Annotated in this window: 16 protein-coding genes and 1 pseudogene; 12 read left to right on the top strand and 5 right to left on the bottom strand. The window is 61.5% G+C overall.

Annotation, left to right across the window (positions count from 1 at the left end; all coding sequences use genetic code 11):
* Position 1: 1 nt before the first annotated feature.
* Complete coding sequence (locus VFA60_16195) at positions 2-1,159, bottom strand: alpha/beta fold hydrolase (GenBank protein ID HZQ93332.1); 1,158 nt, start codon at positions 1,157-1,159, stop codon at positions 2-4.
* Positions 1,160-1,884: 725 nt separating this feature from the next.
* Between VFA60_16195 and VFA60_16190 the strand changes: the two genes are divergently transcribed.
* From VFA60_16190 to VFA60_16160, 7 genes and pseudogenes are all read left to right on the top strand, one after another.
* A complete protein-coding gene (locus VFA60_16190; protein HZQ93331.1) occupies positions 1,885-2,268 on the top strand; it encodes a DinB family protein in 384 nt (127 codons plus the stop codon).
* Positions 2,269-2,294: 26 nt separating this feature from the next.
* The gene (locus VFA60_16185; protein ID HZQ93330.1) at positions 2,295-3,623 is read left to right on the top strand and encodes a lanthionine synthetase LanC family protein; all 1,329 of its coding nucleotides are present in this window, start codon (positions 2,295-2,297) and stop codon (positions 3,621-3,623) included.
* Between the two features lie 289 nt (positions 3,624-3,912).
* Positions 3,913-4,893 (top strand): GntR family transcriptional regulator, encoded by a 981-nt coding sequence (locus VFA60_16180; GenBank protein ID HZQ93329.1) that lies wholly within the window; start codon positions 3,913-3,915, stop codon positions 4,891-4,893.
* A gap of 229 nt (positions 4,894-5,122) precedes the next feature.
* Positions 5,123-5,512, top strand: a pseudogene (locus tag VFA60_16175) (integrase core domain-containing protein).
* A gap of 250 nt (positions 5,513-5,762) precedes the next feature.
* Positions 5,763-6,872 (top strand): membrane dipeptidase, encoded by a 1,110-nt coding sequence (locus tag VFA60_16170; GenBank protein ID HZQ93328.1) that lies wholly within the window; start codon positions 5,763-5,765, stop codon positions 6,870-6,872.
* A 990-nt stretch (positions 6,873-7,862) separates the two neighbouring features.
* Positions 7,863-11,312 (top strand): carboxypeptidase regulatory-like domain-containing protein, encoded by a 3,450-nt coding sequence (locus tag VFA60_16165; protein ID HZQ93327.1) that lies wholly within the window; start codon positions 7,863-7,865, stop codon positions 11,310-11,312.
* 41 nt (positions 11,313-11,353) lie between these two features.
* Positions 11,354-12,604, top strand: a complete 1,251-nt coding sequence (locus VFA60_16160) for a hypothetical protein (GenBank protein ID HZQ93326.1) — start codon at positions 11,354-11,356, stop codon at positions 12,602-12,604.
* Between the two features lie 599 nt (positions 12,605-13,203).
* Here VFA60_16160 and VFA60_16155 read toward each other — a convergent pair.
* Positions 13,204-14,313: a DUF6569 family protein gene (locus VFA60_16155; protein HZQ93325.1), complete on the bottom strand. Its 1,110-nt coding sequence runs from the start codon at positions 14,311-14,313 to the stop codon at positions 13,204-13,206.
* Between the two features lie 125 nt (positions 14,314-14,438).
* Here VFA60_16155 and VFA60_16150 point away from each other — a divergent pair, with 125 nt between their 5' ends.
* The 3 genes from VFA60_16150 to VFA60_16140 all read left to right on the top strand — a co-directional run bounded on the left by VFA60_16150 (position 14,439) and on the right by VFA60_16140 (position 17,481).
* The gene (locus VFA60_16150) at positions 14,439-15,344 is read left to right on the top strand and encodes a sigma-70 family RNA polymerase sigma factor (protein ID HZQ93324.1); all 906 of its coding nucleotides are present in this window, start codon (positions 14,439-14,441) and stop codon (positions 15,342-15,344) included.
* A gap of 95 nt (positions 15,345-15,439) precedes the next feature.
* The gene (locus VFA60_16145) at positions 15,440-16,849 is read left to right on the top strand and encodes a YCF48-related protein (GenBank protein HZQ93323.1); all 1,410 of its coding nucleotides are present in this window, start codon (positions 15,440-15,442) and stop codon (positions 16,847-16,849) included.
* Between the two features lie 56 nt (positions 16,850-16,905).
* Positions 16,906-17,481 carry a hypothetical protein gene (locus VFA60_16140; GenBank protein HZQ93322.1) on the top strand — a complete coding sequence of 192 codons (576 nt, stop codon included), beginning with the start codon at positions 16,906-16,908 and terminating at the stop codon, positions 17,479-17,481.
* A 517-nt stretch (positions 17,482-17,998) separates the two neighbouring features.
* Here the strand turns inward: VFA60_16140 and VFA60_16135 are convergent.
* Positions 17,999-18,637 carry a thymidine kinase gene (locus VFA60_16135; protein ID HZQ93321.1) on the bottom strand — a complete coding sequence of 213 codons (639 nt, stop codon included), beginning with the start codon at positions 18,635-18,637 and terminating at the stop codon, positions 17,999-18,001.
* A gap of 29 nt (positions 18,638-18,666) precedes the next feature.
* A complete protein-coding gene (locus VFA60_16130) occupies positions 18,667-19,173 on the bottom strand; it encodes a hypothetical protein (GenBank protein ID HZQ93320.1) in 507 nt (168 codons plus the stop codon).
* A 354-nt stretch (positions 19,174-19,527) separates the two neighbouring features.
* Between VFA60_16130 and VFA60_16125 the strand changes: the two genes are divergently transcribed.
* The gene (locus tag VFA60_16125; GenBank protein ID HZQ93319.1) at positions 19,528-19,740 is read left to right on the top strand and encodes a rhodanese-like domain-containing protein; all 213 of its coding nucleotides are present in this window, start codon (positions 19,528-19,530) and stop codon (positions 19,738-19,740) included.
* 227 nt (positions 19,741-19,967) lie between these two features.
* Here VFA60_16125 and VFA60_16120 read toward each other — a convergent pair whose 3' ends face one another.
* Positions 19,968-21,515, bottom strand: coding sequence for a benzoate-CoA ligase family protein (locus VFA60_16120; protein ID HZQ93318.1), 1,548 nt, complete (start codon positions 21,513-21,515; stop codon positions 19,968-19,970).
* Between the two features lie 99 nt (positions 21,516-21,614).
* Here VFA60_16120 and VFA60_16115 point away from each other — a divergent pair, with 99 nt between their 5' ends.
* Positions 21,615-24,959, top strand: coding sequence for a hypothetical protein (locus VFA60_16115; protein ID HZQ93317.1), 3,345 nt, complete (start codon positions 21,615-21,617; stop codon positions 24,957-24,959).
* Positions 24,960-24,996: the final 37 nt, after the last annotated feature.

Raw genomic sequence — 24,996 nt, 5'->3', positions numbered from 1 at the left:
GCTAGCGGTATGCGCGGCAGAATTCGCGCAGCTCCTGCGCCAGTTGTTCCGGCTCTTCCCATGCGGCGAAGTGGCCGCCGGTGGGGATTTCCTTCCAGCGCTGCACGTTGTAGACGCGGCGCACCCACGACTCCGGCATGAACGGCTCTTCCTTGGCGAAACGAGCCACGCCGCAAGGCGCGGCGATGCGCTCGCCGGGGCCGAACTCAAGCGGCGCCAGGCGGCTCTCGCGATAGAGGCGCATGGATGAAGCAATCGTCTCGGTGAACCAGTACAGCGAAACGTTGGCGAGCAGTTCGTCTTTGGTGAAGCGGCGATCGAGGTCGCGCGTGCCATCGGGGTTCTCGCAATCGGCCCAGTCGCGGAACTTGTCGATCAGCCAGGCGGCGAGGCCCATGGGCGAATCGTTGAGCGCGGCGGCGGCAACGTCGGCCTGCGTGCGCTGCAGGTGCGAGTACGCGCCTTTTTCCTCCATCCAGCGGTCGTCGGCGTCGAGCGCCGCTTGTTCTTCGGGGGTGATGGGGCGTGCAGGATCAACATGCGGACGATAGGAACCGGGAATGTAGTTCAGGTGGATCGCAGTAACGCGCTGCGGATACTTCCACGCCAGAATGGTGGAAATGCCGGCGCCGAAGTCGCCACCCTGGGCGATGAAGCGCTCGTACCCGAGCTGTCGCATCAATTCGGAAAAAAGATGCGCCATGCTGAACGTGTTGAATCCGGTGACGCGCGGCCGGTCGGAGAAGCCGAAGCCGGGAAGCGACGGCACGATCACGTGAAAGCTGTCGCGCGCGTCCGCGCCGTGAGCGGCGGGATCGGAGAGCAGCGGGATGAGCTTGAGCATCTCGAGGAACGAGCCCGGCCAGCCGTGCGAGATCAGAATAGGCAGCGCGCTGGGATTGGCGCTGCGCGCGTGGATGAAATGGACGCCCATGCCGTCAATCTCGGCGCGGAACTGCGGAAAACGCGACCACGCGGCTTCCTGCGCGCGCCAGTCGAATTTGTTCAGCCAGTAGTCGCGGAGTTCGCGCAAATAGGCGATGTCGAAGCCGTAGGTCCAGCCGCCGACGGCGTCAGGGAAGCGGGTGCGCGCGAGGCGCTGGCGCAAGTCGGCGATCTGCGCGTCGGTGACCTGGGGGCGAAAGGGAGTGATGGGCATGCGGGGAGAGTTATAGATGATTGGGACGAAAAAGAGCACTCAGCACCTGGCCGCCCCTGCGACTGACCGCCGAAGTGGCGGATGGCCCAGCTGCCGAAACCGGGACGGACGGCGCGACTTTCAATTCCGCAGTTCGGCAATCCGGCAGTTCGGCAGTGGTTCAGGGGCGGAATGCTGACTGCCGAGCGCTGAGCGCTGCGTTACCCGAGTTACCGCCCCTGGTTACGGATGCCATCTAGGCCGCCGGCCGCCTCCGTCATAGAGTGCGCTCAATCGGGCCCGATGCAGCGCGCGCCCATCTATCGCGTTTGGGTTGAACGCGCGCTCGGCGTTACGCCGCTCCTGCTTCGGCGGCGCAGCAGCCGGTCGGGCCCACCAACCCGACGGGACGGCCGGCAAATGCGGTGACATCGGCCAGCCAGTTCTCGCCTCTTTCGTGCTGTTCTCCTGCACCTTCGCCAAAACCGGGGCGGAGGTGTGTTTGCCCCCACCGTCTCCCCACTGATGGCACAGGAAATCCTGGTGATCACGTTGTGCGACGGGGACTGCACGGGGGCTCGACATATACCCCTCCCCCCGTCCTTTTGAATGGAATCATCAGCTTAGCGGCCGAGGTCTGTTGGCGGTCCGTTGATCTAACGGGCGCTGCACGCGCTGGCGTGGCGCTGGTCGCTGGGCCGAGGCTGGTGAGATGTGCTCATGCGGGATGAACTCGACGTGCAGTAATGGTGCGGTTTTTCTGGCGGGCACTATTCGGTCCCCAAACCAGCGGATCGTCCGCGCGCAACTGGATGACAAGCCAGCCCTCCCCGGATACGATGGTGACCGTTGGGTCGAGTTGCATCGGTATCAAGGAGATGGAATGGGAGGCAATCATCGAACGCTGGCGGGTTGCCAACGAACAATTGATCCGAGCCGCGAGCGCGATCTCAGCGCAGACTGGCAGGCGGACCCTCATCGTCAGCGGCGGCGAGCCGATCACCCTCGAATTCCTTGTAGGTGACTATCTGGATCATTTGATTCACCATCTCCGGCATATCGGCATAGCTGCCGGTGATGCCGGAGCAGACTCGGACGGGCTGCTAAGCTGCGTGGTCCCGGCGAAATGATTTCCAAGAGCACGCACGAGGTTGTCATGGCAAAGCGCTCAATCCAACTCATGGCCTGCACGCTGATCTTCACATTTTCGGCTGCTGGCGCACGTCCAAATGCGTACTTGGCAACGGCGGAGGGCGCTGCCCAGTGGCTCAGTGCGAGCACGATTGCGCAGAAGACTGGTGTCGTGTGGTCCAGCGACCCTCGCGATCCGAAGACTGTAAACACCAGTCTCTATGCCGGTACGCCCGGACCGATCCTCTTTTTCTTGGAGGCGTACCGCTACACTGGGGAGCAACGCTATCTGAAGTTGGCGCGCTCCGGCGCTGACGCTCTCCTTGCTTCGATGAGGCCGCAGGACGATCCCGGCCTGTACGAAGGGCTCGCCGGTACCGGCTTCACTCTGGCGCAGACGTATTTCGTCACCAAGGACACGAAATACCGCGACGGTGCCCTTCGGACTGTTGAATGGCTCACGCAATCGGCCAAGCCGACGGACCATGGCATTAAGTGGAACGACACCACCGACGTGATCGCTGGCAGCGCTGGAACCGGACTTTTTCTGCTCTGGGCTGATGAGCACCTCCACGCCAAGGGCGCCCGAGAGCTGGCTGTCAGAGCGGGCGAACACCTGATCGATGCCGCTCAACACCCCGCACCGGGGCAGTTGAAGTGGATGATGGATCCCAAATTTCCCCGCGAAATGCCGAACTTCTCGCATGGCACATCCGGCGTCGCATATTTTCTGGCCACGCTGTATGGCAAAACTGGGGATAAGCGCTTCCTGGATGCCGCGGTGGCAGGCGCGCACTATCTGACCTCTATTGCCGATACGCAGGGCGAAGCCTGCCTTATCTACCACGACGACAGTCCAGAGGGGAAAAAGATGTACTACCTCGGATGGTGTCATGGTCCGGCAGGGACGGCGCGCTTCTTTTATCGCCTGTACGAGGTGACGAAAGATCCGCAGTGGATGGATTGGATGAAGAAACTGGCGCGTTCACTCGCCGAAACCCACTACGTCGGTAAAGCCGTGACACCAGGCGAGTGGGATAACGTGAGCGTTTGCTGCGGTGTCACCGCTCAGGCACAGTTCTACCTAAGTCTGTACGAAGCCACCAAAGAGAAGAAGTATCTCGACCTTGCGCGACAAATGAGCGACCTCCTGCTCAAGAAAGCCACGCGCGACGATCGTGGCGTTCGCTGGGTTCAGGCTGAGCACCGAGTCAAACCGGACCTATTGGTTGCCCAGACGGGCTTGATGCAAGGGGCCTCCGGCATTGGCATGTGGCTCCTGCACTTCAGCGCCTTCCAAGACGGCAAGCATCTGCCTGTCATGAAATTGCCGGACAACCCGTTCACCTATTGAGCCCGCAGCGAAGTCCGATACGACCAACTTCGGGATAGCTGTCGCAAGCCGGTATGCCCAGCTTATTGGGAACGTTCGTTTACAAGGCCAGAGCTGAATGATGAGTACCGGATACATAGATACGGAATAATCGAATAAGTAATTTCCGCCCGCCGGGGATTGTCGACAAAAAGCGTTGATTAATGTTATATATATATATATATATATTGGCCGCAAGAAATGGCTCTCCGCGGCAGCGGCCTGCACGCAGCCGGGGCGAGTCCCACGGCACGGGAGGCATTTCTCCCAAATGGAATGGATCGTCAACAAGCAAAGCAAGATGCCGCTGTACTTGCAGTTGAAGGATTTGGTCAAGTATTCGATTTCGACGGGGGCGATACAGCATGGGCAGCGGCTCCCGACAGTACACGGCCTCGCGAAGCAGCTCGCGGTCAATTTCGAGACCGTTCGCAAGGCCTACAAGGACTTGGAAAGAGAGGGCCTGGTTTCGACCCAGCGCGGACGCGGCACCTTCGTCAAGGACCACGTGGCGCCACAATTGCCGCTGGAGTCGAGAACAGATTCGGTGAGCGATCCTGCGCAGGTGCTGCAGCAGATTGTTCGGCAACTCCTGAGAACGGGCAAGAGCGTGGAAGAAGTAAAGGAAATGGTTGCTTCGATCCTGAAGCGATTAGCGGAAGAGCGGAAGAGGAAGATCGTTTTTTTCGTGGAGTGCAATCCGCTTCAGGCGCGAGAGATTACTGCAGTGTTGAAGGAGTTCTTGAAGCTCAACATTCAGCCGGTGCTTCTTGATAAGCTGCGTGAGGAGATTGATCGCACTCGCAATGAAGACCTCGCCCTCGTGATCACAACCGGTTTCCACATGAGCGAGGTCTTGCACATCATCGGTGACCGGCAGATTCCGGTGGACTTCGTGACCACGAACATGTCCCCGGAGACACGTCGCAAGATCGACGCATTTCCCAAGGACGCCCGTTTCGGTTTCATCTGCCGCGACCAGCAGACGCGAGAGCTTTATCCAAGCTCATTGAAAGCTGAATTAGGAATTAGGTCCGAAGTCAGCTCCTGCCTCCTGGGCGAGACCGACAAAGTCGCCGCCCTCTTGAGAAGTGTTGATGTCCTGTTGCTTCCTCCTTCTGTGTACAACACCATCAGGAAGAAAGCACCGAAACAGCTCCCGATTTTCAACATCCAAGATCGCGTTGATCCGCTATCCCTGGGAATGCTCAAGAACAGGCTTGCGGCCGGAGCGGCGTCGCCGCTTACATAAGCGACGTACCCAACTACCCGACGACCAGATATTCGGACGACCGAACCTCGCCGATTGACGCGTGCGCTCTCCTCAGATGCGTTACTTACAGGAGATACCATGCGCTCGCGCCTGATCGTACTGTTCTCATCATTAGTGGTCGTGCACTTGGCGCCAATCCGCACCGCATATCGATTATTTAAGACGTGGAGGGCGTAATCGGGAGTGAGCCGCGCAGCGATGACCGCGTTCTCGAACGCGCGAGTGCCTGGCGCTGGAGATGGACACCAGCTTCGCCTCACGTCGGGTGACGCGTGTGCTGGAGGAGATCATCGTGCGGCGTGGCTTGCCGCTCTCGATCCGCTGCGACAATGGGCCGGGGCTGACCAGCCGTCACTTCCTGGCCTGGCGCCTGGAACGGCGGGTCGAACCGTTGTACATTCCTCCCGGTAAGCCGACGCAGAACGGACGATGCGAGAGCTTCAACGGCAAGCTGCGCGAGGAGTGCCTGAACGTGAGCTGGTTCCAGAACCTGTTCGACGCCCGGCGGAAGATCGCGGCGTGGCAGAGGGAGTACAACCAAGAGCGTCCGCACTGCAGCTTGGCCTGTCGCGCGCCGAACGAGTTTGCTGCGCAGGCCGCGAAAGCGGATTTAGCGATCGCTGGTGTGGGGCAAGGGACCTCAAACGCCGGCCCCTTGCCCCACGCCCTCATCCCCTCTCCCAACGAGGATCGGGCTGACATCAACTTTCGTATTCAGAAGTCGGCGGAGTAAGGGGGCAGGGGCAGGTCAAAACCAAGACGGAGTTCGGCCAAACCGCCCCGTCATTGAACACCATTCAACTAACTGACATGCGCGCAAGGTGCGGCGCCATCAATAAGGAGCAGGAATGATCACTCGCAGGAGCTTCGTATCAAGCGGTCTCGCTGCGGCGGCGGCAACCACATTGCCCGACCTCACGGCGGGCGCTAAAGCGCCTTCGGATTCGTCGCCTGCCGAGGCCCGCGGGGTCGCGATCGACACCCTCGTGAACAGCGGGCCCAATTTCGACGCCAAGAAGGCGATCGAAGCCGGGCTTACAGGCGCGGTGATCGATGTGGCCATGTATCCGCGGAATTTTCCGAACGCGATCAATGCCCTTGCCGACTGGAATGCGGCTTTTCGGCGAAACCCGCTTCTGATGAAAGTGCTGCGCGCTGGCGATCTGATGGCGGCCAAGGAACAAAAGAAATTCGGCGTCGTCCTTGCTTGCCAGGATGCTCAGATCCTCGATGCCTCCACGGCCTCGGTGAACGACTTCAACATTCGCAACCTAGAATTTTTCTACGATCTCGGCATCCGTTGCCTGCAGCTCACGCACAATGAGCGCAATGCTTTGGGAGATTCGTTCCGTGAGAAGAGCAACGCGGGTCTCAGCTACCTCGGCGAAAACGTAGTCGCGGGAATGAATTCACTGGGGATGCTCATCGATCTTTCCCATTGCGGCCGGCAAACAACGCTGGAGGCAATTCGCCTTTCCAAGCGGCCGTGTGCAATCACCCACGCAGGTTGTTACGCTCTTTGTCCCACGGCGCGCAACAAGTCCGATGAAGAGATCCGGGCACTGGCCGAGAAAGGCGGCGTCACGGGAATTTTCAATATGAGCCTCTGGTTGACCAAAGCGCCGACGACCTCGATCAACGATGTTGTCGATCATATCGATCACGTCGTGAAGGTTGCGGGGATCGATCATGTCTCCTTCGGCAGCGATGGCCCAGTGCTGAAAAGCGACCTCCCCGATGAAACAGCGCTTCAAGGCATGCAGTCGTATTACAAGCGCAATGTCGGCTTGCCCGGGGCGGAATGGCTGCCAATGCACGTAAATGTCAAAGAACTGAACGGCCCGGAGCGCCTGGCCCGGCTGGCGGACGCACTGTCCAAGCGTGGCTATAACGCCGATGCAATCGACAAGGTCGTTGGCGCCAATTTTGCCCGGCTGTTTCGGGATGTTTGCGGTTAGACCGCTGGGACTTTCGGAGTACTCGCCCCGCGTGTGGCTTTGGTCATTGCGACATGTTACGCCCAGGAAGCGAAGCTGGGTTTTTCCAGCTCTGAAACAGGTGGCCCGCGATCCGTCGCGTTTGCGGAATGGAGGCTCGTTCAGTCGCACCAGCAACTCGCGGATCGCCTGATTGAGTTCCGGCACGCTGAAAAACTTGCGGTGGCGCAGTGCGGCCACGATCCAGCGTCCGCATTCACTGGCAAAGACATTGTCGAGGCTTATAGGTTCATGCAAGTGGTCAGTGATTACACTTCCAGCCAGTAAGACCGCGGTCGCGTCTACGTATTTTGAGCCATCTCCATCCGGACGCGCATCGAGTGCGATGGTCGCCACCCCTAAGGCACCGGCGGGCGGCGGGACGGTCGATCATCAGAAGAGTCCCGCGCGGGCCAGCGGAATCTCGGCCATCTGACCGCAATTGCCCTGCGACCTCGGACGCTGCCGAGTTGATTGCGAGTTAAGACGAGTTGGGGTTTGCAACAACCCCCCCGGATCAACAAAATATACATATATATAACAATGGTTGCGCTCATTCCATTCCTCAAGAAGGGGTTATCTCTGTACAAGCACCCCCTTTTGCGCTATTGTTACTATCCCACGGAAGTACGAAAGAATGCCCCCTATCTTCGTGCTGCCGTGATCTTGGGGTCAAACCTCCGGCTTGAAAGACTCCCGCGAGGAAGGCGAATTGTGTCTGTCAATGTTGTGCCCAACACCAACTTGACGATGTGGCGGTCCAGCCTGTTGGTCACCGCCTTACCGATATTTACGACTCTTGGCGGGGCTCAAGTTGATCTGCTCCGGTCTGGTGCGGTTTGATCCGCGCCGTCGCCAGCACCGGGAAACAAAGGGACAGGGAAAAGGGACGATTGCATGAGAACGCGTTCTACAAGTTCGAAACAGTCTTGCGGCCGGGCCCTCGCGCTGCGGCTGCCGAATGGAGGCGATATGAAACAGCGGCTATACAAATTTGTTCGCGTGTTTTGTCTATTTTCGGTTCTCAGTGTCGCCCCGTTCGCGGCGGCTCAGACCAGTTCGACTACGGGCGCGATTACGGGCACAGTGATTGATCCCAGCGGCGCAGTAGTCGCCGACGCCAATGTGAAGCTCAGTAACGAAACGATCGGCGTCTCCCGCGACACCAAGACACAGCCCAACGGGACCTTCACGTTCGCGTTCCTGCAGCCAGCCTCCGGATACTCCGTGACTGTGGAGCACTCCGGCTTCCAGGTGGCCGTGGCGAAAGACATTACTGTGCTTGTGACGCAGGTCACTACGGCGAACATCCACCTCATTGTGGGCGGGGCCAGTGTGAAGGTGGAAGTGAGCGGCGCAGCCGAGGTCGTTCAAACCACGAACCCGACTCTCGGCGCCACCTTGCCTTCCACCGTGGTGACAAACATTCCGCTGGCCACGCGGAATCCGTTTGAGCTGCTGGCGACAGACGCCGGAGTGAGTACGAATCTTTCCTCGCCCTCGGCAACGATTCTGCAAGGATCGACAGCGATGTTCGTGACTGGATCGCGCGACACCGCGAACAACTACATGCTGAATGGCGTTGATGCCAACAATTTCGAGTTTCACTCGCTGGCATTGGGGGTGGTGCCGATCCCCAATCCCGACGCGGTCCAGGAGTTTCGTACCCAAACCAGCTTGTATGACGCGACTACCGGATTCAGCGGCGGCGGCAATGTGACCCTGATCACGCGGTCTGGAACGTCGAGTTTTCACGGCACGGCATACGAATACTTCCGTAACACGGTGTTGAACGCGAACGATTTCTTCCTCAACCGCGCCGGCAAGCCGAGGCCGATCATGAAGCAGAATCAGTTCGGCGGCTCGCTGGGCGGGCCGATCGGCCATCCCGCGACGAACAAGGGGTATTTCTTTGTCAACTACGAAGGAATGCGTCAGCGCAACGGTGTGGCCGGCTCGGGCAGCGGGTTCTTCCCAGTGTTTCCTAGCACACGCGACGCCAACAGCCTGGCCGCCGCTTTCGGAGTGCCTGCAAACCAAATCGATCCGGTGGCACTGAAGATTCTCCAGCACTCCGGTCCCTTTGGCGGTTTCCTGGTTCCGAGCGGCCAAGGCTCGGTTGGCCAGCTCCTCCAGCCCTGGGTATTTTCCGCGCCAGTCGCTTACAGCGCCAATCAGGTGAACGGGCGCTTCGACCGATCGTTCTCGACCGCCGCCATCCCCCATAATCTGGCTGTCAGCTACTTCTACAGCAAGGGCCTGTTCTTCAACCCTTCCGGCGCCAACGGCGGCGCCGGGCAGCCATACCAATATCCGTTGCGTAACGACAACTTATCCGTTCGCGACACGCAAATGTTCTCGAGCACGGTCATCAACGAGATCGTCGCCGGGTTCACCTATAACATCCGCGACATTTCCTCCAGAAATCCGGTCAAACCATCCGACGTAGGCATGACGCGGTTTAACGAGTCATACGCGCCTGCCCTCCCCAGCCTCTTGTTCGACGACGGTACGTCAAGCTTCGCCGGGGCCAGCGTCTCGGTCGAGCAGAAGCAGCACAACTTCTCCAGCGACGTTCGCGACACGATCTCGTGGGCGCATGGGAAACACACGATCCGCGTCGGCGGCGAGTATCGCCCATACCAATTCAATTTCGCGCCCTCCCCCGACCGCGGCAGCCTGGAATTTTCGACATTCCAGGATTTCCTCCGTGGCGCCCCGTATTACATCTCGCTCGGCAGCGGGCTGCAGCGGTTTGCGTTCCGCGCACGCGATATCAGCTCCTTTATCCAGGACGATTTCCGCGTCACCAATCGGCTAACGCTGAACCTTGGCTTGCGCTGGGACTACCTCGGAAACACTACCGAGAAGAACAACCGCATTTCCAACTTCGATCCCAACCTCGTGGATCCGAACACAGCCCTTTACGGCGGGTCCGGGTACCAGAATGCGTTTGTCCTGCCCTCAGCGCTCCCCAATTTTGGTACGCCGGGCGCCTCCCGTTCCACGCTGAGCGACAAGGGAGATTCCAAGTTCGCCCCACGCGTCGGCTTCGCGCTTGATGTTTTCGGGAATGGCAAGCTGGCTCTGCGCGGCGGATTTGGCATGTACTACGAGCGGCTCGCCGCCATGCAGGCACTGCAGACAATCAGCAACCCACCGTTCGCTACAAGCGCAGTCACCGTTTACGATCCAAGTAACCCGCCGAAAATGAACCTAGCGAATCCTTTCCCGACCTTGCCCACTCCCGACAAGTTTCCGATTTGGCCGTCAAGCTGGCCGACTTTGACCGGTCTGACCACCAGTGGAGCGCCCATCTTCAATGGCGATCAGTTTTACGTCTCGGCCATTGATCGCAACATACAGCCCCCGTACAAGGAATCGTGGAACCTGGCCTTGCAGTACGCGTTCCTGAAGAATTGGACGGCGGAACTGGGCTACGCCGGCTCTCACGGAGTCAAGCTGCAGACCGCTCTCAACCCGAACTCGTCAGAACTGCGCAACGCCAGCAATGCAGGTCCGTTCGGGATCGTGACCAACAGCGTCGCGAACCGCGACGCCCGCGTGCCCTTTGTCGGCATCGCGAATGGCGGCATTTTCTATATGGCGGGAAACGGCAGTTCGATCTACCACGCCATGCTGCTCACGGTCAGTCACCAGATGTCGAAGAACCTTTTCTTCAAGGCGGCCTACACTTGGTCCAAGTCGATCGACGACACTGCATCAACCGTTGGCTTCGAGCCGGGAATCGGTAATCCCGGCAATCCTTGGCTCACCAGCCTGAACCGTGGCCTGTCCACGTTCGATACGCCGCATCGCTTGGTGATCACGTATCTGTACGATTTGCCTGGACCGACGCAGAATTGGAGCAAGCATCTGATCGGCGGGTGGGCGGTTTCTGGTCTGACCACGCTCCAGTCCGGACTGCCCGGCTATGTCACCCAATCCGTATTCTCGACCTCGCTGAGTGGTGTTTCTGGTTACGGTGTGATTCTTCCCAACTGCAGCCTGACCCTCGGTCTGAACACAAGTACGTCTACCATCCAATACTTGGATCCTGCTTGCGTTTCCAGGACGCCGTTGGTCACCGGCACGATTGGCCCGATGTCGCCCTTCTACGGACCCGGGAACCAGATTTACACGGTTACCGGGAGCGGGCGATTGATTGGCCCAAGCAACCGCGGCGTCTTTCGCGCACCATTCCAGCAACGGTTCGACATGGCGCTGGTGAAGAGCTTCCCCATCCGGGCGCTTGGTGACCAAACGTTCGTGCGCTTCCGGGCTGACTTCTTTAAGCTGCTCAACACTCCGATCTTCGCCGGACCGTCTTCGACGGCAGCCCTGTCAAGCTTCGGGAAGATCACCAAGACCATCGACAACTCAGGGCGGCAGATCCAGTTCGCACTGCGGCTCGACTTCTAGTGTCTACTTATGACGTGGATTCCGAAGGCAGGCCTAAGACGGTGAGCGCTTCGTCAGGCCAGAACCCTGTCACGGCCACGGGGTATAACAGCGGAAATCAGGCGAATGGTTTGGTGTCGGGGGTCACCTACGGCTCCAACTCGGCCGATACCGATGCGTACAGCTACGATTCCAACACGAACCGAATGTCGCAGTTTACGTTCAACGTGAATGGGCAGCAGTTCACCGCGTCACTCGTGTGGAATACGAACGGCACCCTGGGCTCGCTGAACATCACCGACGCGTTCAACGCCAACAACAAGTCGTGCACCTATACCCATGACGCACTGGCAAGAATTGCCTCGGTCAGCTGCGGTACCGGTGGCGCGCAGTGGCAGCAGACGTTCACCTATGATGCGTTCGGGAACGTGAGCAAGAGCGGCAGCAGCAGCTTTCAGGCGACGTATGACGACCGCCTAGGGGGAGGCGGAACTGGAACTACCATAAGTGTAACTGTCACCGCCAATCCGACTGGATTCTTGCCGCCCGGCGCGCTGGAAATAATTTGGCTGCCGGCGTGGAGACCGGTCTTCTCGGTGTGCCAGTCGGACGATGTCCGCGGACGCCCTTGCGGGCCAATGATCAGGCGGGCTCCTGAACAACCTCCTGCCCCTTATCAGCCAACCGCCCAAGACTATCGAGATGCGAATGGGTGCCTGGTCAAGACTGCCTTCAAATTCGGTACCAGCCTCATACCCTTGGGAAACAACATCGATCCTTCCGACCCCATCGGCTCAGGCATTGAAGTTGCAAAGAAGGGCGCAGAATACTTGAGGAGCCCAGATTTTGTCGCACTTACGGCCGGCACTCTTCAACTGGGTGGCTCGGCCGGACAGACAGTAACCACAGCCGGGAGAACACTCGGAGGCTTCGCTGGACGATTTCTAGCGGTAGCAGCAGGGTTTTACGCCGCTCCGAAGCAGCTCGGTATTATAAGGAGCAGGTTGATGCGGGAAATTGCGGAAAGTTCTAAAAAGGGGCACGGCAACAGTCTGTCTTGGCTTATTCCATCTGTTTTGCTTGGCGTCGCTTTGTTCGCTATTAGCTCATACTTTAGCGATGTTTTGCCTGCAGACGCCACGTTAATGCTTGTGCTAACCATCGGCGTATTTTGGTCAGTCCTCACGGGTTTTAGGCGACGCTGGAGGGATTGGAAATTCTGGAATGTAATAGGCGTATTGGCCGTGCTTCACGGTGTCGTGGTGTGGGCGCTGCGCGCTTGGAATGCTTCGTTTACTTTCGCACTGTCGTAGTAACCGGCGTCATTGAAGCTGTCGGAATGGCTTTGATTATTGCCTTGGCCATGCGCGGCAAGGCATTCTTGAAGGAGCTGCATTGAAAAGATCCCCGTTGGACGGGTGGCCCGCTGAAGCCCTTTTTTGGCCTTAGTGGGGCAATGAGTTTCCGGGCCGGTGGCGGAGGTGGTTATGCGACGATCGAAACTGTAGTCTTCACTGCCATCTCCTACTCGGCATCAATCTATCTTCTCGGCAGATTCGCCTTCAAGGGGCATCGGCCGACAAATTCGTGAACTCACGGAAGCTCCTTCCTCTGGTCGGTTGAGACGCTCGCCCGCGTTATGGGTGATAGTCGGAGTGTTGGTCCTCCTGAATGTCTGGTATGACTATTACCATCCGCTAGGCATCATTTTTGATTTCGTTCTGGCAGTGGGTTTGCTCATCTGGTATCTCAGCAAATCCGGGCCGGCATGATCGGTTGGTATCTGAATCGGCCCGTCATCGCCCTTGGCAGGCGATAACGCCAGCGACTGAATCCATCACAAAGGCAGAGTCACAGAGAAGGTTATTGAGATCTGTCTCCTCTGTGTCTCTGTGCCTTTGTGGTGTAAGGCCTACTCCGCCATCTTGGCGATGTGGAGGTCGAAGCCGGTCTTGGGCAGAAGCGACGTCAGTTCGAACACCCGATAGCCGTTGCCGGATACCTCGGTGTGGCGATAGACGCCGGGCTCGACTTCGCTGACCTCGCGCGTGCCGCTGGCTTCGTTGAGGAAGCGCTGGGCGGCGGCGAGGTCCACGCTGCTGGCGTTGCCGCCGCGAACGTAGGCTTCGGCCGCATACGAGCGCGAAAGCTTGGGCCAATACTTCTCCAGGAGGGAGGTGCTGGCGAAGATGTCGGCCCAGATGATGCGCCCGTTGACGGCCACCACCACGCCCACGGCGTTGCGATCGCGCAGCTCGTTCAGCACGCCGGTAAAGCTGGCCTGCACGGGAGCGGCGATGGCGTCGACCTGGCGCTTCACTTCATCGTTGCCCATCACGCGCGCGTAGGAGGATGTCCCGCCGAGGCTGGCTGCTGCCGCAGGCGATGCCGCCGCGACGTTCCGGGTGGCGCTGTCTTTGGAGCTGTTGACTTCGGCCCACACCTCCTGCTGGCTTTTGGCGCCCATGGCCTTGTGGCGAACGCTGGGTTGCGCCATCTGGGAGAAGCCGCCGAACTTGTCTGAGGTCGCGGTCCAGCGGCCGGGCTCGACACAGAAGACGCCCAGGTCCATCGGGTCGCTGCCCGCAGGCACGATGCGGTCCGTGGCGATCACGCGGTCCTGCTTGCCGCCGGTCACGATTTCGCCGGCAAGCAGCAGCAGCGGCCGCTTGGAGTTGTTCACCAGCACCAGGTTGTTGACCTGCGCGCCGCCGTTGGGCAACCAATCGCGTTGTCCGGGACGGCGGACCATGGCGATGCGTCCTGCTTCGGTGACCACGACTTCACCGGAGCGAAGGCCTTCATCGAGCGTGAGAAATCCCGAAGTGTCACGAGCGCTGGAGGCGACGACGGGAAAAATCGTCAGATTGGCATGGGTGATGGGTGAAAGAACTTTGTATCCCTGGGTGGGAGTGGCTTCGCCGGCATAAGCCGATGAAGCCGGAAGCATCCCGAAGAACACCAGGAGCATGGCGAGCGCCGAGACGACGGCGGTCGCAGAAAACCACGTACTGCGTCTCATGTTGCTAAATTCCTCCCCTGCGAATGCAGGGTGCATGTCCGGCCGGGCACTAACCCCACTGGAATTGTGAACGTCCGCGGGTGCCCTTTTTGCATCGAAATTGGTAACATCCAGAAATCCCCGTCATGAGCGGAAGCGCCCAATCACCGGCCGGGACTCGCTGGCTGGCGGAAGTGCGTCCGGTGCTGCGCAAGCTGTTTGCCCAGTCGGGCGCGTCGAAGTTCGGGCTCAGCGAGGCGGCGTTTTCGCAGGCGCTCAGCGAAGCGGCGCAAAAGTACCTGCCGGCCACCGCAGCAGCCAAGGAAGCGGCGGAGTTCTGGCGCGGCCTGAAGCTGGAAGAGCTGGCGCTGGCGCGGGCCTGCGCCGCGGGCATCGAGGCAGCGTGGGACATCTTTCTTGCCCGCTATCGCGAAAAGCTCTATGACGCGGCCTGGGCCATCGCGCGCGAGGAGTCGGCAGCGCGGGAGCTGGCCGATTCGCTCTACGCCAACCTGTATGGAATGAATGAGCGCGACGGGCGCCGGGTGTCGAAGCTGGCGTCGTACATGGGCCGCGGATCGCTGGAGGGCTGGTTGCGCACGGTCCTGGCGCAGGAGCACGTGGACCGCTACCGCAGCCGTCGCCGGCTGGTCAGCCTGGATGAGGAGGAAGAGGCGGGACACCAGTTTATCGCCGCCGAGCGGGTAGAGGAGCAGCCGGCCGATCCCAGGCTGGTCCAGGCGGTGGACCAGGCGCTGGGCAAGTTGCCTGCCGAGGACCGCTATGTGCTCGCCTCCTATTTTCTGGATGAGCGGACGCTGGCGGAAATCGCCAAGTCGCTTGGGGTACACGAATCCACCATCAGCCGCAGGCTGGACAAGATTACGAAGTCACTGCATGCGGCGGTCCGCGAGGGCCTGCTGCACCAGGGCATGAGCCGGCGCCAGGCCGAGGAGGCGTTAGAGGCAGACGTGCGGGACTTGCAGGTGAATCTGCGGGCGCGATTGAGCGCCCAGGAGGCGCCGGTCAAGCAGCGCAACGTGGAAACATAGGCTGGACGCGGGTTTCGCAAGCGCAAGAAACACCGCCGGCGGCGTTCTGAATATAGGCAAAGAACGGCCGTTCGGGGACAAGGAACAGCAGGAAAATGGGGCAGCTTCCCAAGATCGTAGTTGATCGTTTGCGCGCGGCAGCAGGGCCGGTGCGTCCCGGCAACGGCAGCGGGGCGAACCAGAACCCGGCCGAACGGCAGAAGCACGCCATGGCGAACCATCCCGACGCGGACCTGCTGACCGGCTTCATGGAGCAGGCGCTGGCGGGGCAGGAGCGTGAGCAGGTTGTGGAGCACCTGGCGGCTTGCGGCATGTGCCGCGACGTGGTTGCGCTGGCGGCGCCGGAGTCTGTTGCACCAGCGTTGGTGCAAGGGCCGGTGAGCGACGCGAGTTCGTGGTTGCGCTGGCCGGTGCTGCGCTGGGGAAGCGCAGCAGCGGTGGTGGCGGTGGGAGTTATCGGGATCGCGCTGTATCGCAATCAGCCGTCCCGCCCGCCGGCGAACCAAGTTGCCAGCGCGCGCTCCAGTTCCAACTCGGTGGCGCCGGTGACGCGAGAGGCAGTCCCCGCGCAGGGCAAGAGCGGATCCAAGACCGAGCCGAAGAAGGCCGAGACGACGGTCGCCGCCAGCGACCGCCCTTCCCCCGATGTAAGGGAGAAATCAAAAGAGGCACTTGCGGCGCCCGCTTCGGCGAAGCGTGCGCCGGAACGCATGGAGGTGGCAAGCGCCGCTCGCGTGCCGGCAAGGCCGCTGGACAAGGTAGCGCCGAAACCGACCAGCCCGGTTGCAACCGCCGAACAGGCGCACGTGGACGAACCCTCGAGCGTGGTGGCGGTGTCAGCGGGCTCAACTCCGCTGGTTGAGGTGCAGCCGCAGACCAGCGCAGGCGGTTTTGAGATGGTGCCGCAGCCGGAGAAGACCTTCTCGCTGCAGGGCCAGCCGACGCCCTGGGGCAGCACGCCGTTGATCGGCGGAACGGCAAGCGCTGAGGCGCGTCGCGGTCCGAGCACTCCGGTCACGGTTGCGAGCGAGAACCGCAACAACAAGGCGGGCTTTGTTGGGCGGCTGGGCAAGACCACTGGTTTCGCCAACAGCAAGAGCCTGCTGGGCACGAGCCTGCGGGCATCGGAGAGCGGCGCGAGTGAATCTGAGGCGCCTGCGGTCCTGCTGAACGCGCGATGGAACGTGTCGCTGGGCGCGCTGATGCGCTCGGTTGACGAGGGCCGCAGCTGGCAGACGGTCAATGTTGGCCAGGGCGGGGTGTGGCGGGCGGTCAACGCCAACAATTCCGACGTGTGGGTGGGCGGCGCCAAGGGCGCGCTGTATCACTCCGACGACGGCGGCGTCCGCTGGCACGCGGTGGTTCCTGAAGCAGGCGACCGCAAGCTGACGTCCGACGTCACGCGCATCGAATTCGCCGACACGATCCATGGCCATGTGCATACCTCGAGCGGCGAGGTTTGGTCCACGATCGACGGCGGACGCACTTGGTCAGTGCAGCCGTAGATTCTGGTAGAGTTGGGCCTCGCATATAGATCTTCATTTCCAGCGCGAGGTACATGATGCGGCGCCGCGCACTGATCGCTTCCATCACTTTCCTGTTCACGCCGCTGTTCGGCGTAGCCGGTGAGAATCCAAAGAACAAGATGCTGGTGAACGCGACCTACGTGCGCGTGGTCGGATTCACGGGCGATGAGTACGACATGCGCACAAATCCTGACGATCGGGCCGCGATTGCCGCCGTGGAACAGGCCCTGAAAAAGTGGGGCAGATACAAGCTGGTTTATATGAACGAGAATGCCGACCTGATCTTCGAGGTGCGCGCCGGAAGGGTGCTGGCAGCGACCGGCGGGGTCGGCGTGGGGAACGGGCCATTTCCCAGCGGCGATTCGCGTGTCGGTCTTCCTCGGAATGTTCCCATCGGGGTCGGGCAAACGGTCGGAGTGGAAACCGGGCCCAGCGACGACATGCTGCGCATCTATGACGCGCGTGGCGTGGGAGGCATGGTGGTGTGGTCGAAGAGCGGTCCCAGCGGGCTGAGGGGCCGCGACCCTGCGCTACTCGTTGAATTGCGCAAAGACATTGAGAAGATCGAAAAGGACGAGCAGAAGAAACAGGAGAAGAAGAAAACGCCATAAACGGAGTTTCGAGTTTCCAGTTTCCAGTTGCAAGCGCCCGGGCGAAGACCTTGGGCGTTTGTCGTTGTTGGCGACGCGGCGCGCCAGCACGGTGTCAATTCGGCGGCGGGTAAGTCCTCGATGGTGTAGGGGAAGGTGGGATTGGCGCCATAAGTCGCCGGAGTTGCCGGCGCGGTGTAGACGCCGGAGCCGGTGATGGTTCCGCCACCGCCCTGAACCACTGACCAAGTGACCGCCGTGTTGGCGGTGTTCACCACCGTGGCGGTGAACGTCCGGGAAGCGTTCGCGTCGTTCAGCGCGCCACTTTGCCCGGAGATGGTGACGGAAGCAGGGGGCGGAGCCGAGGGCGTGGTGACGTGGCTTACGCCGCCGCCGCAGGCGGCCAACAGCGCGGTGAGTGCGACTGCGACACTTGCAGAAAGCAGCCGCTTGGCCAGGAAGGCGCCTCCGTTGGCCGCGGTGATCGCTCCAAGACAACCCGGGAATCTGCCCGGCAGTTGCGCCAACAGACGACAGTTCAGGCCGATCCGGCGGTGACGGCAGGCGATGCCGGCTGGACCTTGCCATTTTCCGATGCTTTTTCCTGCGCCACCTTGGCCAGGTTGGGCTCGAAGCAGCGGCGGCAGCGGGCTTCGTACATGCCGGCGGCGCCGACCACGATCAGGTCTTCGCTGGCCACCAGGCGCTGGGTGTGCTTGGCGGGGTTGCCGCACTGCATGCAGATGGCGAGCGTCTTGGTGATCTCGTCGGCCACGGCAAGCAGTTCGGGCATGGGATGGAACGGGCGGCCGAGATAGTCGGTATCGAGGCCGGCGATCAGGATGCGCTTTCCCATGTCGGCGAGGCGGATGACCAGCGGAACCATTTCCATGCCGAGAAACTGCGCCTCGTCGATGCCGATGACCTCGGTGCGCAGGTCGAGGCGCGATTCGATATCGGCAGCGTCGCGTACGGAGACGGAGCGGATCCTGGCGTCGCTGTGCGAGACGATGTGGTCGTCGCCGTAGCGCTGATCGATCACCGGCTTGAAAATCTGCATGCGCTGGCGCGCGATCTCGGCGCGGCGAAGGCGGCGGATGAGTTCCTCGCTCTTGCCGCTGAACATGGGACCGCAGATCACTTCGATCCAGCCGATGTTGCCCTTGGTAAGGTTCATGGTCTCCCCAAAAAAAGTTTATCAGCCGGTCAGCGATCAGCCGCAACGGTGAGCTGATCGCCAGGCCGGGCATCCCCGGGCCCCGATTGCTTGAGCAGAAAAGCGCGCAGCTCTTCGAAATCCCGAAACACTTCGGTGGCGCAACCGAGAATCCACCCGCTCACTTCGCTCACGGGCATGCCGCAGACCAGGTAGACGGGAAGGCCGCGGCGGTGCGCCAAGGTGAGTTCCGCCTGCGAGCCGGCGCCCCGGCCGGAGTACTGGTCCCAATAAGCAAGGACGCAGCCGGCCTTGTGCTCGATCCAGTCCAGGTCCCAGGCGATGATCTTTCGGATGGTGCGCTGAAAGCGCGGCAGATCGTCGGTCTTCCATCGGCGAAAGTTTTGTGCCTCGTCCTCGGTCAGGTTCTTACGATGGTCGGCGGCCGGATCGTAGACCTGGTGACCAAGAGCCTGCAGAAAGGGTGAAATCTCCGCGCGCCAGCCGGTGCCGCGGTCGGGAGCGTACTCGATGGCGCCGGAGAGGTAGAACAGCATGGGTGCTCGGGGATTGTGGCGGGTGGTGGAGGCGGCGTCAACAGGGAAATCTTGCGTAAGTTGTTGAAAAAGCTGTGCAAAACAGCGGTCATTCGGGCCGTGAAGGTTGCGCACGGTCACCGGAATTGGTTACTGAAGCGTCACTTCTGGGCCAAGGCCGCGAAAAGAGAGCTTCGCCGCCAAAGCCGGATACGACTTCGTGACCGGCGTCGGCAGTCCGCTGACCTTGAACGGGAAGTAGCTCTGCTGCAAACTCAACAGCCTCTGGCGTCGTGCCGGAGGCTGTTTTTAGTTAGTAACTACGGAGCTGCCTCCTTTTGCGGGACCGCGCATCCCACAAGGAGAGGAGGCGAGATGGCTGGAGTCATCAACCGCGATGAGTTGAAACGCAAGATCGAGGGCAAAGACAAGTTCGTGCTGGTCGAGACGCTGCCTTCAGAGACCTATCACCATGCGCACCTTCCCGGAGCGATCAATCTGCCGCTCGACAAGGTGCGGGAACTCGGGCCGCAGCTGCTGCCGGACAAGAACGCGGACATTGTCGTCTACTGCGGCAGCATGACCTGACACGCGTCCGAAGAGGCCGCCCGTGAACTGACGGCCATGGGATACACCAACATCAGGGACTACGCCGAAGGGAAGAAAGGCTGGATCGATGCCGGCCTGCCGACGGAAAGCGACCATCACCACGGGGAGAAGCGGTAGAACTCACCACTGATGAACACGGATGACACGGATTTTGTGACCAAGAAGCGATCCGTGTTCAGCCGCGAGAATCCGTGGCGGTCTTTCTTTCAGCGAAGCTTGAAGCGCTGGATTTTCCCCGTGGCCGTCTTGGGCAGCTCCGGCAGGAACTCCACCCAGCGAGGACGCTTGTAGGCGGCCAGCTTCTGCGCGACGAACTGCTGAAGCTCGGCGGCGAGCGCATCGGTTCCAGCGGCGTCGCGCAACACGACGTAGGCGGCTGGCTTCACCAGGCGCTCGCCATCTTCGCGGCCGACAACCGCCGCTTCGAGGACGGCGGGGTGTTCGATGAGCGCGGCCTCGATCTCTACCGGACTGACCCACATCCCTGAAACCTTCAGCATGTCGTCGGAGCGGCCGGCGTACCAGTAGTAGCCGTCGGCGTCCACGCGATATTTGTCGCCGGTGCGGATCCAGCCTTCGCGGATGGTGGCGCGCGTCTTCTCCGGCTGGTTCCAATACTCAATGCAGGTGGCGTCGCTCTGGATGAACAGGTTGCCGATTTCGCCGGCCGCGACCGGCTGGCCGCTTTCGTCGAGCAGGCGGGCTGCGTATCCGGGAATGATCTGGCCGCTGGAGCCGGCACGGGCGGCGCCGGGCCGGTTGGCGATGAACATGTGCAGGCACTCGGTGGAACCGATGGCATCGAGGATTTCGACTCCGAAACGCTCATGGAAGCGGTGATAGAGCGAGGCGGGCAGCGATTCGCCGGCGGAAACGGCGTAGCGGATGCTGCTGAGATCGTAGTCGCGGCCTTCGCGTGTGGTGGCGAGGAGCGCGGCAAAGTTCGAGGGCACGGAGAAAAACAACGTCGGGCGCGTGCGCTCGATGACCGAGTAGATGTTTGCGGGCGAGGTGCTCCCGGGCCACAGAATGCCGGTTGCGCCGGCGGCAAGCGGGAAGTAGAGCCCGTTGCCGAGCCCATACGCAAAGAAGAGCTTGGCGACGCTAAAGAAACGGTCGCCTTCGCGAATTCCAAGCACACCCTTGGCATAGCGTTCGGCGCAGACGAGCATGTCGCGATGGCGGTGGACACATCCTTTCGGCACGCCCGTCGAACCGGAGGAGTACAGCCAGAACGCGGGTTCGTCCTTTCCGGTTGCGGCGGGATCGAGCGCGGGCGAGGCAGCGGACATGGCGTCAGCAAGACTGAGCGCGCCGGGGAGCGACTCTCCGCCGGCAACGAGCACGAACTTGAGGTTCGGCAGCTTGGTGCGATCGACCTTCAGGAACTCATCCCGCAATTCGAGCGCCACGACCACGGCGCACGCCCCGGAGTCGGCCAGAATGTGCTGCCAGTCTGAGGGCTTCAGCAGAACGTTCGCCGGGACAGCCACGGCGCCGATTTTGATGGCGCCAAAGAATGCGCAGGCAAACGCGGGAGTATCGAGCAGCAGCAGGATGACGCGATCGCCGGCGCGGACGCCGAGCTGGCGCAGCGCATTTCCGCAGCGATTCACGCGTTCGTAGAGCGCCGCATAGGTTACACGCTCGCCGCCGCACTCGAAGGCGACCTTCGCGTACCGATGTTCCGCCAGGTGGCGGTCCACGAAGTACGCGGCGGCGTTGAACCGTTCGGGGATGCGGAGCGGGTCCACGGCGGCTACTTTACGACCTTTCCCAACCGGCGGCCACTTCCCATTTCCTTCGTTGGATTTTAGGATAGCCAGTCCTTTTCATCATCCTGGAGGGGCTCGATGCGCGCTCGCCTGTTTCCGCTGGTCGTGATTGTTGCCGTCTCTTCCATTCTGTTTGCATTTGCGCAAGAAAAGCCGAAGGCGGACACGCAGCAGCCGAAGCCGGCGGCGCAGCAGCAGCCGGAGCAGAAGTGGAAAGCTGCCGCAGCGGAGGAGAAGAAGGCGGCACAACCCGAGGGCCGCGCGAAGGAGACGCCCGAATCAGCAGGCAGCGCCGGCGAAGCTCCGGCAACGACGGCCGAAGAGAAGGCCTTTCGCGCGCTGACCTGGCGGCAGATCGGTCCGTTTCGCGGGGGGCGCGCGCTCGCTGTGGCGGGCGTGCCGAGCCAGCCCAACGTCTATTACTTCGGCGCTGTGGCGGGCGGCGTGTGGAAGAGCACCGATGGCGGGCTGCGCTGGACGCCGGTGTTCGACAAGGTGCGCGGTGTTAGTTCCATCGGCAGCATCGCGGTGGCGGAGAGTGATCCGAACGTGATCTATGTCGGCACGGGTGAGGCGTGCATTCGCGGCAATATCGTCGCCGGGAACGGCGTGTACAAATCCATGGACGCGGGCAAGACGTGGTCGCATGTGGGGCTCGACGACACGCAGACGATCGGGCGCGTGATCGTGCATCCGCGCGATCCCAACACCGTTTTCGTGGCCGCGATGGGACACGTGTACGGGCAGAACGTGAACCGCGGCGTCTTCCGCTCGGTCGACGGCGGCAAGTCCTGGCAGAAGGTCCTGTATAAGGACGACAAGACCGGCGCGATCGACATCACCTTCGACCCCACGAACGCGAACACCCTGTTCGCGTCGCTGTGGGAGGCGCACCGCACGCCGTGGAGCATGGAGAGCGGCGGCCCGGGCAGCGGCTTGTACAAATCCACCGACGGCGGCAGCACGTGGAAGCAGATCACGGGCGGAGGCCTGCCGAAGACGATTCTCGGCAGGATCGGCGTGAGCGTTTCGGGAACGAACCCGAATCGCGTGTACGCGCTGGTGGAGGCCGAAAACGGCGGGGTCTTCCGCTCCGACGACGGCGGCGAAAATTGGCGGCTGATGAACGACGAGCGCCGGCTGCGGCAGCGGGCGTGGTACTACACGCACATCTTCGCTGATCCGAAGAACCCGGACACGGTGTACGTGCTGAACACCAGCATGTATCGCTCGAACGACGGCGGGCGGACGTTCACGCCGGTGCCGGCGCCGCACGGCGATCATCATGGATTGTGGATCGATCCCAACAATCCGCAGCGGATGATCAACTCCAACGACGGCGGCGCCAACGTGAGCGTGAACGGCGGCGCGACCTGGACCGGGCAGGACAACCAGCCGACGGCGCAGTTCTACCACGTGATCACCGACAATCGCTGGCCGTACTGGGTGTACGGCGCGCAGCAGGACAACACCACGGTCGCGATTGCCAGCCGCAGTGACAGCGGCGTGATTGGCCGCGCCGACTACTACGACGTAGGCGGCGGCGAGAGCGGATACATCGCGCCCGATCCGAACGATCCGGAGAACATTATTTATGCCGGCTCCTACGGCGGGTTGATTACGCGGCTGGATCGGCGGACCGGGCAGGAGCAGCAGGTGAATCCGTGGCCCGACAATCCGATGGGCCACGGCGCCTCGGACCTTAAGTATCGCTTCCAGTGGACGGCGCCGATCATCATCTCGCGGCACGATGCGAACGTGATCTACCACGCCGCCAACGTCCTGTTCAAGAGCACCGACAAGGGCATGAGCTGGACGGCGATCTCGCCCGACCTGACGCGCAACGACAAGTCGAAGCAGCAGCCCTCGGGCGGGCCGATCACCAAAGACAACACCAGCGTGGAGTACTACGACACGATCTTCAGCGTGGCCGAGTCGCCGAAGGAGAAAGACCTGATCTGGGTGGGCACCGACGATGGGCTGGTGCAGATCACGCGCGATGCGGGCAAGACGTGGACCAACGTCACGCCGAAAGACATGCCCGAGTGGGGGCGCGTCAACATGGTGGAAGCGTCGCCGCATGAAGCGGGCGTGGCCTATGTCGCGGTGGACCGGCACGAGATGGACGACTGGGCGCCGTATATCTTCAAGACGGGGGACTACGGCAAGAGCTGGTCGAAGGTGACCACCGGAATTCCGCAGGGCGCCGTGCTGCACGCCGTCCGCGAAGATCCAGTCAGGCGCGGGCTGCTGTACGCGGGCACGGAGAGCGGGCTGTACGTCTCCTGGGACGACGGCGCGCACTGGCAGCCGTGGCTGCAGCGCAACCTGCCTACCACGCCCGTGCACGACCTGGTTGTGAAGGACGCGGCGCTGGTTGTGGGCACGCATGGCCGATCGTTCTGGATTCTGGACGATCTGAGCCCGGTGCGTCAGTTCTCCGGCGACCCGGCGAGCCAGGAGACGAAGCTGTACGCGCCCGCGGTCGCGTATCGGCTGCGCGGGCCCGGCTTCGAGATTCCGGTCACCGCGCCCGCGGGACAGAATCCGCCGACGGGAGCATGGATTTATTACCAACTGAAGGTCGCGCCCAAGGAGAAAGAGGAAATCACGCTGGAGATCATGGACGGGCAAGGCAAACGCGTGCGGCGCTTCTCCAACATTCAGCGCCCGGAAGACGTTGATCCGAACGATGCGGAAACGCCACCGGAATTTCGCCGAGGCGCGGCAAACCGCCTGGCAGCCGAGCCGGGGCTCGACCGCTTCGTGTGGAACTTGCGCGTGGACGATGCACCGCGCGTGCCCAACTCGCCCCTGTGGGCGGGCAGCGTGGCCGGGCCGCAGGTGCTGCCGGGGACGTATCAGCTGAAGTTGACCGTCGCCGGAAAAACGTACACTCAGCCGCTGGAAATCAGGACGGACCCGCGCGTGAAGACGCCGCTGGCTGACCTGCAAAAGCAATTTGAGCTGCGGAGCCAGATCCATCAGAAGCTGACCCAGGTGCACGAGGCCGTGAACCAGATTCGCAGCGTCCGCAAGCAGATTGAAGAGCTGAACCGGCACGTGGAGAAGTCTGAAGGGGCCAAGGCCATCGCCGAGGCGGGCAAGAAGCTGAACGAGAAGATGTCGCTGATCGAGGAGGAACTGATCCAGGTCAAGTCTCGCAGCTCGCAGGATCCGCTGAATTTCCCCATCAAGCTGAACAACCGCCTGGCCGCGCTGGCGGGTGTGGTGGAGAGCGCGGACACGGCGCCAACCAAGCAGTCATACGAAGTTTTCGAGATGCTGAGCCACGAGTCAGATGAGCAGCTGGCGAAGTGGAAACAAGTGCTGGCGAGCGATGTTCCCGCATTCAACGACCTGGTGCGGCAGCAGAATGTGCCGGCGGTGAGCGTGCAGGCGGGCGCGGCGGGGACGCAGTAGAAGATTCAAGTCAAACGGCGATGCTTCGCGCTTCCTG

The sequence above is a fragment of the Terriglobales bacterium genome (assembly GCA_035651995.1).
GTDB lineage: Bacteria > Acidobacteriota > Terriglobia > Terriglobales > Acidobacteriaceae > DASRER01.
The sequence above is the reverse complement of the archived record's forward strand: the minus strand, read 5'-3'. Positions and strand labels throughout refer to the sequence as shown.

Excerpts from the sequence above, each read along its gene's own strand:
- VFA60_16180 (HZQ93329.1), top strand. The coding sequence starts at position 3,913 with ATGGAATGGATCGTCAACAAGCAAAGCAAGATGCCGCTGTACTTGCAG.
- VFA60_16170 (HZQ93328.1), top strand. The coding sequence starts at position 5,763 with ATGATCACTCGCAGGAGCTTCGTATCAAGCGGTCTCGCTGCGGCGGCG.
- VFA60_16135 (HZQ93321.1), bottom strand. The coding sequence starts at position 18,637 with ATGAACCTTACCAAGGGCAACATCGGCTGGATCGAAGTGATCTGCGGT.
- VFA60_16150 (HZQ93324.1), top strand. The coding sequence starts at position 14,439 with ATGAGCGGAAGCGCCCAATCACCGGCCGGGACTCGCTGGCTGGCGGAA.
- VFA60_16115 (HZQ93317.1), top strand. The coding sequence starts at position 21,615 with ATGCGCGCTCGCCTGTTTCCGCTGGTCGTGATTGTTGCCGTCTCTTCC.
- VFA60_16140 (HZQ93322.1), top strand. The coding sequence starts at position 16,906 with ATGCGGCGCCGCGCACTGATCGCTTCCATCACTTTCCTGTTCACGCCG.
- VFA60_16165 (HZQ93327.1), top strand. The coding sequence starts at position 7,863 with ATGAAACAGCGGCTATACAAATTTGTTCGCGTGTTTTGTCTATTTTCG.
- VFA60_16185 (HZQ93330.1), top strand. The coding sequence starts at position 2,295 with ATGGCAAAGCGCTCAATCCAACTCATGGCCTGCACGCTGATCTTCACA.
- VFA60_16130 (HZQ93320.1), bottom strand. The coding sequence starts at position 19,173 with ATGCTGTTCTACCTCTCCGGCGCCATCGAGTACGCTCCCGACCGCGGC.
- VFA60_16145 (HZQ93323.1), top strand. The coding sequence starts at position 15,440 with ATGGGGCAGCTTCCCAAGATCGTAGTTGATCGTTTGCGCGCGGCAGCA.
- VFA60_16125 (HZQ93319.1), top strand. The coding sequence starts at position 19,528 with ATGGCTGGAGTCATCAACCGCGATGAGTTGAAACGCAAGATCGAGGGC.
- VFA60_16195 (HZQ93332.1), bottom strand. The coding sequence starts at position 1,159 with ATGCCCATCACTCCCTTTCGCCCCCAGGTCACCGACGCGCAGATCGCC.
- VFA60_16190 (HZQ93331.1), top strand. The coding sequence starts at position 1,885 with ATGGTGCGGTTTTTCTGGCGGGCACTATTCGGTCCCCAAACCAGCGGA.
- VFA60_16155 (HZQ93325.1), bottom strand. The coding sequence starts at position 14,313 with ATGAGACGCAGTACGTGGTTTTCTGCGACCGCCGTCGTCTCGGCGCTC.